Source organism: Kibdelosporangium persicum, from assembly GCF_013280595.1.
Classification (GTDB): domain Bacteria; phylum Actinomycetota; class Actinomycetes; order Mycobacteriales; family Pseudonocardiaceae; genus Kibdelosporangium; species Kibdelosporangium persicum.
Genome location: NZ_JAAATY010000059.1, coordinates 23061 through 36759 on the forward strand (window position 1 = coordinate 23061; position 13699 = coordinate 36759).

General features: G+C 68.1%; 1 protein-coding gene. It reads left to right on the forward strand.

The genetic code is table 11. The features are described from left to right. Positions 1-14 precede the first annotated feature (14 nt). On the forward strand, positions 15-13699 hold a 13685-nt coding region (locus GC106_RS46015), incomplete at its 3' end, for a non-ribosomal peptide synthetase (protein WP_173142519.1).

Here is a 13699-nt window from a genome sequence, read left to right on the forward strand (position 1 = left end):
TGTAGGAGACATCAGTGTCCGAGGTTCAGTACGTCAGGCTTCCCCTCACCGAGGGCCAGCGCGGAATCTGGCTGAGCCAGCGGATCGCCCCGGCGAGTCCGCGGTTCACCGTCGGCATGGTGCTGGACCTGCGCGGCGACATCGACATACCGCTGTTCGGCCAGGCGGTGGAGCGGGCCGTCGGCGAGTCGGAGGCGGCGCGTTCCCGGTTCGTGGCGGACGGCGACGATGTCTGGCAGGTCGTCGAACCCCGTGGCCGCGTGGACTTCCGGGTCGTCGACCTCACCGCGGCGGACGACCCCGCGGCGGATGCGGAGACGTGGATGGCCGCGGACCTCCAGGTGGCGCGTGACCTCGAGGCCGGAGGGCTCGTCACGCACGCGCTGTTGCACCTCAGCACGGACACGTACCTCTTCTATCTGGCCGCACACCACCTTGTGCTGGACACTCCGGGCCAGCAGGCCTACCTCGACCGCGTCGCACGGATCTACACGTCCCTTGTGGACAGTACTGATCTGTCACCGGACACGGGAATGTCCATCGGAAGGATCAACGAGTCGGCCGCTGACTACCTCGAATCGCAGCTGTACCACCAGGACCGTGACTACTGGCGTTCAGCCTTGGCAGGGTTGTCCGGTTCGACGTCTCTCGCGGGCGCCGTACCGGAACCGGCCAGTCCGGCGCTGGCTCCGGCGCGCTCACTCGACGCCGGGGTCACGGGGCAGTTGCGAGTACTCGCGCAGGATGAAGGAGTATCGGTCGATGCGTTGATGACGGCCGCAGTCGTCGTCTACGTTCACCGCCTCACCGGCAACGGGGATGTCGTCCTCACGCTTCCGATGGCCCGCAGGGAAGGTGACCGACCAGTAGCTGGAATGCTCGCCAACGAGCTACCACTGCGCGTGCCCGTCACCCCGGACGCCACATTCGTCGGGCTCGCCCACCGAATAGCGGAGCAGCTCGACCAGATTGCCGTGCACGGCCGTTTCCCGGTGGAGCACCTGCGCAGGGATCTGGGGCTGGGCGGTACGGGTTCGGCCGTCACAGGTATCACTGTCAGTCTGCGGAAAGTGAGCGCGATCCGCTTCGCGGGCATCACAGTCGTTCCGACAGTGTTGTCCGCCGGCCCTGTGCGGGAACTGGACATCGACATCACCACGCTTGCCCGCACTCGGTCAGTGGTGACGCGCATTGTCGGAAACCCCGCCGTGCACGGCGACGCCGAAGTCTCGGCCCACCACGACCGATGGCTGCAGACGCTGGACGTTCTCTTGGCAGCGCCCACAGCACAGATCGCGGCCGTAACACGGATTTTGCGCTACGAACCACCGTCGCGCCCAGCGGGCGATCCAGTGGATGTCTACAAGGGACAGACAGTTGTCGGCATGTTCGCCGAACAGGCCCGGCGGACACCGTCAGCGGGAGCCGTGACCCACGACGGTGCCACGCTCACCTACGCCGAACTCGACGCACGGGCGAATCGTCTGGCACATGTGCTGGCCGCACGCGGCAGCGGGTCCGGCGAACTCGTGGCGATCATGCTGCCCCGCACACCGGACCTGATCGTGGCCACCCTGGCGGTCGTGAAGACCGGTGCGGCCTACGTCCCGGTCGACCCGTCCCAGCCGATCGCGCGAACGGCCGGGATCCTGCGCGCGGCCGCTCCGGTTCTCATCGTCACCGATCAGCCGACGTCCGAGTTCGACGGCGATGTCCTCGCCCTGGGCGAACCGGAAGTGGCCGAGCTCATCGCCGACCAGGACGACACCGCTCCCGCGGTTGTGATCACGCCGAGCGAACCCGCGTATGTCATCCACACGTCGGGGTCGACCGGTACGCCGAAGGGTGTCGTGGTCGAACACGGGAACCTGGCGGCGTTCTGGACGGCGATGATGGCCAATGAGGGCTTCGGCGACACCGAAGTCGTGGCGATGTTCCACTCGCACGCGTTCGACTTCTCGGTCTGGGAGATCTGGGCCGCGCTGCTCACCGGCGGCAGGCTCGTCATGATCCCGGATGCCGTCGCGCGTTCGGCGCAACTGTTGCGGGACCTGCTCGTGGCGGAACGGGTGACAGTCCTCGGGCATACGCCGTCGGCCCTCGACCGACTGGTCCGCCAGGAAGAACAGGAACCGGTGCTGCGTCACCGATCGACGCTCCGCCGTGTGGCCATGTGCGGTGAAGCACTGAACCGGGAACTGGCCGAGCGCTTCGCCGAGCATGTCGGTGTTCCGTTGTACAACTTCTACGGCCCGACCGAAACGACCGTGATGGTGACGGGGTGCCGTGCCGGTACGGCGACAGGAATCGGCGGAGTTGTTCCGATCGGCACACCGTTGACGGGCACTCAGGTCTACGTCCTGGACGCTCACCTGCGACCGGCGCCAGTCGGTGTCGTGGGCGAGTTGTACGTGGCAGGCGCGCAGGTCGCCCGTGGATACCTCAACCAGCCCGCGCTGACGGCCGAGCGGTTCACTGCGGACCCGTTCCAGCCACAAGGCCGGATGTACCGGACGGGTGACCTGGTCCGCTGGAACCCGGCGGGCGAGCTGGAATTCGCCGGACGCGCGGACGAACAGGTGAAACTGCGGGGTTTCCGGATTGAGCCCGCGGAGGTCGCGGCGGCGCTGCGCACCCAGCCCGGGGTGGACCAGGCCGTCGTGGTGGTACGGGAGGACCGGCCGGGCGACCGTCGGCTCGTGGGATATGTGGTTCCCGGGCGCGACATCGAGCGCGGCGAAAGTCCGGTCGACGGATGGCGTCAGACATTCGACACGCTGCACGCCCGGATGGAGTTCGAGGCGTTCGGTGAGGACTTCACGGGGTGGGACAGTTCGTACACGCGGGAGCCGATTCCGCTGGCGGAGATGCGGGAGTGGCGCGGCGCCGCCGTCGACCGGATTCGTCGGCTGCGGCCGGGCCGGGTGCTGGAGATCGGGGTGGGGTCCGGCCTGCTGCTGTCGCAGATCGCGGGTGAGTGCGAAGCGTACTACGCGACGGACTTCTCCGCCGAGGTGATCGACCGGCTCCGGGGGCAGGTGGCCGCGGCCGGGCTGGCGAACCAGGTGGAGCTGAGGTGCCAGCCCGCGCACGACATGGCCGGCTTGCCGGCGGACTTCTTCGACACCATCGTGCTCAACTCGATCGTGCAGTACTTCCCGGACAGTGAGTACCTGCGCCGAGTGCTGACGTCCGCTGTGGACCTGCTCGCGCCGGGCGGCCGCATCGTGATCGGCGACGTCCGCAACGCATTGACGCTCGACATCTTCCACACCGAGGTCGAACGTGCTCGCGGCGTGAGTTCGCCTGTCGCCGCCGCTCGCGCCGCGATGCTGGAGAAGGAACTCGCGCTGGCGCCTGGCTGGTTCGAGTTGTTCGCCGACAGCGTGGACGGTGTCGGCGCGGTCGACATCCGGCTCAAGCGCGGCGGATACCACAACGAGATGACCAGGCACCGCTACGAAGTGGTGTTCCACAAGACACCCGCTGATCCGGTACAGCTGGCTGATGTCCCGAGGTTGACCTGGGGTGCCGAGGTCACCGCCCTGAGCGACCTGCCGGCGTCAGGTCCGGTCCGGATCACCGGAGTACCGAACGCTCGTCTGACCGAGTCCGCTGTGGACCCTGAAGACGTGGCGCGGTGGGCGGAAGCGCACGGGCTGCGGGCGATGACGACGTGGTCGGCCGGTGACCCGACGCGGTTCGACGCTGTGCTGGTCCCGGCCGACGACGCCACCGTCTACACGGGACTTTGTCTGGAGCGGGACAGCGCGGTGAGCGACCCGGTGTGGGCCGATGCCGTGCGACGGATGACCGGAACGTCCCGCAAGTACCTGGCGGCCCTGCTGCCTGAGCACATGATTCCCGCCGCGGTCATCGCGCTGCCGGCGATCCCGTTGACCCAGAACGAGAAGCTCGACAGGGCCGCGCTGCCCGCACCGGAGTTCGGGTCGCGAGGCGGCCCGCCGCCGCGCACCGCCCACGAAGAGGTGCTGTGCGGGTTGTTCGCCGAGATCACCGGCACGGCGGAGGTCAGCGTCGCCGACGACTTCTTCGCGCTGGGCGGTCACTCGCTGCTGGCGACCAGGCTGGTCAACCGGATTCGCACGGTACTGGGCCGGGAGATCCCGATCGCCGCGCTGTTCGACCGGCCGACCGTGCGTGAACTGGCTGCGTTGGTCGAAACAGGCGACCGCGCTCGACCCGCGTTGACCCCACGGCCACGACCGGAGTCGGTGCCGTTGTCGTTCGCCCAGCAACGGATGTGGTTCCACCAAGAACTGCAGGGGAAGTCCTCGGCGTACAACATGCCGCTCGTGCTGCGAATGACGGGCGCTCTGGACGAAACCGTATTGCATGACGCGTTGGTGGACGTCGTCGCCAGACATGAAGCGTTGCGCACCGTGTTGCGTGTCCAAGACGGAAAGCCACATCAGGTGGTGCTTGACGCGGCCGTGCCCGAATGGGAAGTCCGGACCACGACGGCCGACGAGCTCCCCGAATTGATCGACGACGCGGCGCGGCACCTGTTCGATCTGGCCGTCGACCTGCCCATTCGGTCCTGGCTCTTCCGGCTTGGACCGGAGGAACATGTGCTGTTGCTCTTGCTGCACCACGTGGCCGGTGACGGTTGGTCGATGCGGCCGCTGTCCCGGGACCTGGCGCGGGCTTACGGCAGCAGGCGAGTCGGTGAAACGCCTTCGTGGGAACCATTGCGGATCCAGTACGCTGACTACACCATTTGGCAACGGGAACTGCTCGGCGACGCGTCCGATGAGGAGAGTCTGGCGGCCGAGCAGGCGCGTTACTGGACCAAGCAGTTGGCTGGACTGCCAGACCAGGTGACGTTGCCGACCGATCGGCCGCGACCCGCTGTCCCGAGCGGGCGGGGCGCCCAGATGACCACCGTCGTACCGGCAGACCTGCACCGTGGCATCGTCCGGCTGGCTCGTGACACCGGCGCGACGGTTTCCATGGTGCTGCAGGCGGCCACCGCCGCGCTGCTCACGAGGCTGGGGGCGGGGACCGACATCCCGCTCGGCATGCCGGTGGCCGGGCGCACCGACGAGGCACTGGACGAGCTGGTCGGGTTTTTTGTCAACACGCTGGTAGTGCGGGTCGACACGGACGGCGACCCGGCGTTCGACGCGCTCGTCGACCAGGTCCGGCGCACGAGCCTGGCCGCCCACACGCATCAGGACATCCCGTTCGAGCAGGTGGTGGAAGCGGTCAACCCGCGCCGTTCCCGTGCCCATCACCCGCTGTTCCAGATCACGCTCGTCCTGCAGAACGCGCCCGGCGCGGGGTTCGACCTGCCCGGTGTCCGCACGGAGGCGTCGTGGGCAGGTACCCAGGCGTCCCGTGTGGACCTCGGGCTCAATGTGACCGAACGGCATGACCCGGCTGGCGTCCCGGACGGCATCGAGGTCACGGCCGAATACAGCACCGACTTGTTCGACGCGCGGACCATCGACGCGATCCTGGCGCGTTGGCAGCGCCTGCTGCGGGGTTCGCTGGCCCAGCCCAGCAGGCCCATCAGCACCATCGATCTGCTCGATGACGACGAACGCGCTCGTGTGCTCGTGCACTGGAACGACACCGGCCAAGGACCGGCTGCCAGGTCGCTGCCGGAACTGTTCGCCGAGCAGGTCACGCGTCGGCCCCACGCGCCCGCACTTGTCTCGGGCGGGCGGGAACTGTCGTACAGCGAACTGGAAGTCCGCGCCAACCAGCTCGCGTACTGGCTGATCGAGCAGGGAGCGGCTCCGGAGCGCATCATCGGTATCCGGCTGCCGAAGTCGGCGGACGCCGTCATCGCGGCGCTGGCGGTGATGAAGTCCGGCGCTGCGTATCTGCCGCTGGACCCGGCGTACCCCGCCGACCGGTTGTCCCTCATGATCGCCGATTCCGCACCGCTGCTCTTGATCGACGGAAGTACTCTGCCCGAAGACGTGAGTGACCGGCCGACGCACGCGCCAACCCCCGCGTCGTTGCCTGAGCATCCGGCGTACGTCATCTACACCTCAGGATCCGCAGGACGGCCCAAAGGCGTGATAGTGCCGCATCGCGGTGTCGCGGCACTCGCGGAGTCCCAGGCCGGCCGGTTCGCCATCACGGCGGACAGCCGTATCCTGCAGTTCACTTCGATGAGCTTCGACGTGTCCGTCGCGGATATGTGCATGGCGTTCGCAACAGGTGCCGCGCTGGTGCTGCCTGAGAACGACCGCCCGACAGGCGCGGAGCTGCTCGACGTGCTGGTCCGCCACAGGATCACGCACGTGCAGCTGCCGATGTCGGTGCTGGAGACGATCCCGTTCGACCGCCCGGAATCGGCTTTGCCCGATCTGGTCACCGCGGTCGTCGGTGGCGAGATCTCCGACCCGCACGGCGTGGCGCGCTGGTCAGCGTCGCATCGGCTGGTGAACGCCTACGGCCCCACAGAGACCACTGTGTGCGCCACGATCAGCGCCCCGCTCGACGGCGCCGAGGCGCCCATCGGTACGCCCATTGTGGACACTCGGGTGTACGTGCTCGACGAGCGCCTCCGTCCGGTGCCCATCGGGACCGCCGGTGAGCTGTACGTGTCCGGGGCCGGTGTCGCCAGGGGATACATGGGGATGCCTGGGCTGACCGGTGCTCGCTTCGTCGCCGATCCCTACGGTCCGCCCGGCAGCCGGATGTACCGGACGGGAGATCTGGTCCGGTGGTCGGCCGAGGGAGCACTGCACTTCGTCGGCCGGGCCGACGACCAGGTCAAGATCCGTGGCTTCCGGGTGGAGCCCGGTGAGGTCGAAGCGGCACTGTGCGACCAGCCCGATGTCGACCGTGCGGTGGTCGTCACCCGTGAGGAAGGGGCAGGGGGCAGGCGCCTGGTCGGCTACGTCGTGCCCGTGGCGGACAGCATCGACACGGAGAAGCTACGGGCGGAGCTGGCTGCTCGGCTGCCGGACTACCTGGTTCCGTCCGCGATCGTGGCCGTGCCTTCGATTCCCGTGACACCCAACGGGAAAGTCGATCGGAAGGCGTTGCCCGAGCCCCGATACGACGTCGCAGGGACCACCCGAGCACCGCGTACGCATCACGAGAAGATCCTCTGTGGACTGTTCACGCAGGTGCTCGGAGTGCCGAACGTCGGCGTCGACGCCGACTTCTTCGCCATGGGCGGCCACTCTCTGCTCGCCACCCGGCTGATGGCGGGCATCCAGCATGTGCTCGGAGTGGACCTGCCCGTGAGCGAACTGTTCGAGGCGCCGACGGTGGCCGGACTGGCACAACGGATCACGGGCATAGAGCCCACGGGCACTCGTCTGGTCGCGCGCCCACGTCCGGACGTGGTCCCGCTCTCCCATGCTCAGCAGCGGTTGTGGTTCCTGCACGAGTTCGAAGGCCCGTCCGCGACGTACAACATCCCGCTGGTGCTCACCTTCGCGGGTGAGGTCGCCACCGACGCACTGCGCCACGCGGTGCTGGACGTGGTCGGCAGGCACGAAGCGCTGCGCACCACGTTCGACGAGGTCGACGGCACGCGGCGGCAGTCGATCCAGCACGTCGCCGATCTCGGTGCGGTGCATCAGGACCTGGTCGTCGAACCGGCCGAACTGGAACCACTGCTGCGGACGCTGGCGGCCCGGACCTTCGACCTCGCGACAGACCTCCCAGTCCGGTCGTGGACCGTGCGGCTCACTGACGGCACGTGCTGCCTTGTGCTGCTGGTGCACCACATCGCGGGTGACGGCTGGTCAATGCGCCCGCTCGCGCGGGACATCGCCACGGCGTATGCGGCCCGCCGCAATGGCGAAGCGCCGACGTGGCAGCCCTTGCCCGTGCAGTACGCGGACTTCGCGCTGTGGCAGCGCGAAGTCCTCGGCACGGAGCAGGATGTGGACAGCGTCCTCGCCCGGCAACTGGCGTACTGGACCGCGACGCTGGACGGGATCCCGGACGAGATCTCGCTGCCCGCCGACCGGCCACGTCCCGCCGTGCCCTCGGACCGCGGCGGCCGGATTGTGTTCGAGGTCCCCGGAGACGTCCGCGCGAAGCTGGCGGACCTGGCACGTGACACAGGCGCCACGATGTTCATGGTGGCGCACGCCTCCGTCGCGGTGATGCTGTCCAAGCTCGGCGCCGGCACGGACATTCCGCTGGGCGGCCCGACCGCCGGACGAACTGATCAGGCACTGGGCGATCTCGTCGGCTTCTTCGTCAACACGCTGGTGCTGCGCACCGATCTGACCGGCGATCCGGACTTCGTGCAGATCCTCGACCGTGTGCGGGCGACGGCGCTCGGCGCCTACGGCAACCAGGATGTGCCGTTCGACCGGGTCGTCGAAGCGGTCAACCCGGTTCGCTCGGCCGGCCGGCACCCGCTGTTCCAGGTGATGGTGGAGTACGACTCGGCCGACCAACAGGAGTTGGCAGGCGTGTTCGACGCCGTCCCGGATCTGGACGTCACGGCCCGCACGATCGACACCGGACTGGTCAAGTTCGACCTCTCGGTGGTGTTCACCCAGGCTTCCGACGGCGACGGCCTGACCTGCGCGGTCGAGTACGCCGTCGACCGGTTCGACCACGAGACGGCCGAACGCGTCGCGGATCATCTCCAGCGCGTGCTCAGCGTGGTGACGCAGGATCCACGGCTGCCGTTGAGCCGGATCGATCTGCTCGATCCGGTCCGGCGGCACCAGGTTCTGGTCGAGTGGAACGACAACGCCGGTCTGGTCGAACCGGTCAGCGTGATCGATCTGTTCCACCGGCAGGTGCGAGAACGGCCGGACGCGGTCGCCGTGCTGGCCAGAGAACGAGGGCTCACCTACGCGGAGCTCGACAGCAAGGCGAACCGCTTGGCGCAGTTGCTGATCGGGACAGGCGTGACCGGTGGTGCACGCGTGGCCATCCTCCAGGAGAGGTCGCCCGATCTGCTCGTGTCGACGTTGGCCGTGCTTAAGGCTGGTGGCGTGTATGTGCCGTTGGACGCCGACCAGCCCGTCGCACGTTCGCGGTGGATCGTCGAGGACACCGGTGCCGTCGCGCTGCTCACAGACCGCGATCCTGGCGATGTGGCACCGGCTGACCTACCCGTCGTGCGTCTGTCCGATGAGGATGGCCTGCTCGCGTGGCCGGACACGTGCCCGCAGGTGCTGATCGATCCCGAGCAGCTGATCTACGTGATGTACACGTCCGGCTCGACCGGCACGCCCAAGGGCGTGCTCAACACCCACCGCAACGTCGTGCACCTGGCTGTGAACGAGTACTGGCAGCGCGGCAACCACAGCGCGGTACTGATGCACTCGCCGTTCGCGTTCGACGCCTCCACATTCGAGATCTGGGTGCCATTGCTGTCCGGCGGGACAGTCGTCGTCGCGCCACCAGGACGTCTGGGTGCCGCCGAGTTCGCCGAATCGATCAGGTGGGGCTCGGTCACCGGCATGTTCGTCAGCGCCGGGCTGTTCCGGACGCTCGCGGACGAGGACCCCGGATGTTTCGCGGGTGTGCGTGAGCTGTGGGCGGGCGGTGACGTCGTGTCGCAGGTCGCCGTGACCAGGGTGCTGGACGCGTGCCCAGACATCACGGTGGCCAACGAGTACGGCCCGACTGAGACCACTGTGTTCTCGTCAGTGAATCCGATGCGCCGGGGTGACACCGTTCCACCGACAGTCCCCATCGGACGTCCATTGTGGAACACAGGGCTGTATGTGCTCGACACACACCTGCGTCCGGTTCCGCCTGGCGTACCGGGAGACCTGTACATCACGGGCGCCGGTGTCGCCCAGGGGTACTGGAAACGCCCGGCGTTGACCGCGGGCCGGTTCGTCGCGTGCCCGTTCGCCGCGCCGGGGACCCGGATGTACCGGACCGGTGACGTGGTCAGGTGGACGGAATCCGGCGAGCTGGTGTTCCTCGGCCGGACCGACGACCAGGTGAAGATCCGTGGGTTCCGGATCGAGCCGGGTGAAGTGGAGGCGGTGCTGACCGCCCAGCCGGCGGTGGCCGAGGCGGCGGTCGTGGTCCGTGAGGACAGGCCTGGTGACAAACGACTGGTCGGCTACGTAGTCGCCGCCGCGGGCGAAGCTTGCGACCCGGGTGAGCTGAGGTCGTCGCTGGCTCGTGTGCTGCCGGACTACATGGTGCCGTCCGCGGTACAGGTGCTTGACCGGATTCCGTTGACGCGGAACGGCAAGCTGGATCGTGCGGCGTTGCCCGTGCCAGACGTCGCCGCCACCGCCGATCGACCCGCTCGTACGCTCTCTCCCCGTGAGCGGGCGCTGTGCGACCTGTTCGGCCAGGTGCTCGGCGTCGACCGTGTCGACGTGGACGACAACTTCTTCGCACTGGGTGGCCATTCTCTGCTCGCCACCCGTCTGGCCAGCCGAGTGCGTGCCGAGCTCGGTGCGGAACTGCCGATCCGGGTCATCTTCGACGCGCCGACCGTCGCCGGAGTGGCCAAGGCGATCGACGCCGCCGCGGCGGCACGTCCAGCGCTCAAGCCGATGCCGCGCCCGGATGTCGTGCCGCTGTCGTTCGCACAGCGGCGAATGTGGTTCCTGCACAAGCTCGAAGGCCGGTCAGCGACGTACAACATGCCGGTGTCGTTGCGGCTGACGGGCGAGCTGGACCGGACAGCACTGCGGGACGCGATCACGGACGTCGTGTCCCGGCACGAAGCACTCCGTACGATCTACCCGGACATCGCGGGCGAGCCACACCAGGTGGTCCTGGCGCCCGGGGCGATCACGCTGGACTGGCACACGCAGACCGTGCGACCGGATGACCTGAACGAGGTCCTCGCCCGGCACGCGCGGGCCGACTTCGACCTGTCGACAGACGTCCCGGTACGCGGACGTCTGTTCGAGCTGGCCGCCGATGACCACGTGCTGATGCTCGTGATCCACCACATCGCCGGTGACGGCTGGTCCATGGCGCCGCTGCTGGACGATCTGCTCACCGCCTACAGGGCCAGGACCCAAGGCCACGAACCAGACTGGGCGGAGCTGCCGGTCCAGTACATCGACTACACACTGTGGCAGCGTGACCTGCTTGGCGACCCGGCCGATCCCGGAAGCGTGCTGGCCAAGCAGACCGACTACTGGGCGGCGCGGCTTGACGGGCTCGCGGACCGGCTGCGGTTGCCCACCGACCGGCCCGCTCCGGCTGTGGCGTCCTATCGCGGCTCGTACCTCTCCGCGACGTTCGACGCCGATATGCACCGTGACCTGGCCGCGTTGGCCGAGTCGTCCGGCGCCACGATGTTCATGCTGCTGCAGGCGAGTCTCGCCGCGACGCTCACCAGGCTCGGGGCCGGCGGGGACATCCCGGTCGGCGCACCGATCGCCGGGCGGACCGACGAGGCGCTGGACTCGCTCGTCGGTTTTTTCGTCAACACGCTCGTGCTGCGAACGGACACGTCGGGGGACCCGACGTTCACCGAACTGCTCGCCCGTGTCCGTAGCCGGACCCTGGCCGCGTACACCCACCAGGACGTCCCGTTCGACTACCTCGTCGAACAGCTCAACCCGGACCGATCCGCCGGGCACCACCCGCTGTTCCAGGTCGCGCTGGCCCTGCAGAACGCGCCGACGACCGCGATGGACCTGCCGGGCCTGACCGTACGTCCGATATGGACACACACCGGCACGTCACGGTTCGACGTGCTGTTCTCCTTGACCGAGCAGCCGGGCCACGCGGGGATCGAGGTGATGGTCGAATACGCCACCGACCTGTTCGACGACGCGGGCGCCCGCGACCTGGTCGACCGGTGGCGGATGCTGCTGCGGGCCGTTCTGGCCGATCCGGACCGGCCGATCACGGCCGTGCCGATGCTCACCGACCAGGAACGGGCTTCGGGCACCGGTCACATCGAGCCCGCCAGTGAGTCCAAAGCGGACACGTTGGCCGATCTGTTCGAGGCCCAGGCCGGGCGAACGCCGGACGCGGTCGCGCTGATCGACGGCGACACCGCCCTGACGTACGCGCAGTTGAACGTCCTGGCCAACAGGCTGGCACACCGGTTGATCGAGCAGGGCGCCGGTCCGGAACGGCTGGTGGGCGTCCAGTTGCCGCGAACGGCCGACCTCGTGGTCGCGATCCTCGCGGTGATCAAGTCCGGCGCGGCGTACCTGCCGCTCGACCCGGACTACCCGGCCGAACGGCTGGACCTGATTCGCGGCGACGCACAGCCTGTCCTGGTCGTCGACGCGGAACTGATGACCACGGACGTCACCACGTATCCACCGACAGAACCACCGCGGACGATCACGTCGGCCAACGCGGCCTACGTGATCCATACCTCCGGGTCGACCGGCACGCCGAAGGGCGTGGTCGTGCCGCACGGCAACGTCATTCGCCTGCTGGCCGCCACCGAGCAGCTGTTCTCCTTCGGCCCGGACGACGTGTGGACCTTGTTCCACTCCACCGCGTTCGACTTCTCGGTCTGGGAGATCTGGGGCGCGTTCGCCTACGGCGGGCGCCTCGTCGTGCTGCCGTTCGAAGTCAGCCGGATGCCGGATCAGTTCCTGCTGCTCCTGGCCCGGCACCGGGTGACCGTGCTCAACCAGACCCCGTCGGCCTTCTACCAACTGGCCGACGCCGCGACGCGGGACTGCCCGCCGTTGTCGCTGCGGACAGTGATCTTCGGCGGTGAGGCACTGGACGTCGCCAGGTTGGACGGCTGGCGAGAACGATTCGGTGACACGACACCGGCGTTGGTGAACATGTACGGCATCACCGAGACGACGGTGCACGTCAGCTGCCTGCGGCTGGCCGGGCACCAGGGCAGCGATTCGTCCTTCAGCCCGATCGGCCAGGCACTGCCCGGCCTGCAGGCCCTGGTGCTGGACGACCGGCTGACGCCGGTCCCGCCCGGCGTCGCCGGTGACCTGTACGTCGCGGGTGAGCAGGTGGCACGCGGCTACCTCGGCCGGCCCGCGCTGACGGCGGGCCGGTTCGTGGCCAATCCGTTCGGCGAGCAGGGTTCGCGGATGTACCGCACGGGTGATGTCGTGCGCCGCACCCGTTCGGGCGGCGTCGAGTTCGTCGGGCGCTCCGACGACCAGGTGAAGGTCCGGGGTTTCCGGATCGAGCCGGGCGAGATCGAGGCCACGCTCCTGAGGCACGGGGACGTCGCCCAGGCAGCGGTCGTGCTGCGCGAAGACCAGCCCGACGACCGGCGACTGGTGGCCTACGTCGTCCCGGCCGGTCATGTGAGCGACGACGGTTCGGTGCAGATCGAGGAATGGCGTCAGACCTACGACTCCATGTACGCACGCCCGACCGATCTCGTGTTCGGTGAGGATTTCACTGGTTGGGATAGTTCGTATACGGGTGTGCCGATTCCGTTGGGGGAGATGCGGGAGTGGCGTGCTGCTGTGGTGGAGCGGGTTCGTGGGTTGGGTGCTCGTCGGGTGTTGGAGGTGGGGGTTGGGTCTGGTTTGTTGTTGTCGCGGTTGGCTGGTGAGTGTGAGGTGTATTGGGGTACGGATTTTTCGGCTGCGGTGGTTGGTCGGTTGTCTGGTCAGGTTGAGGCTGCGGGGTTGGCTGGTCGTGTGGTGTTGCGGTGTCAGGCGGCGGATAGTGTTGTGGGGTTGCCGTCGGGGTTTTTTGACACTGTGGTGTTGAACTCGGTGGTGCAGTATTTCCCGAGTGGTGGGTATTTGGCGCGGGTGTTGGAGCAGTTGCTGGATCTGGTTGTTCCTGGTGGCCGGGT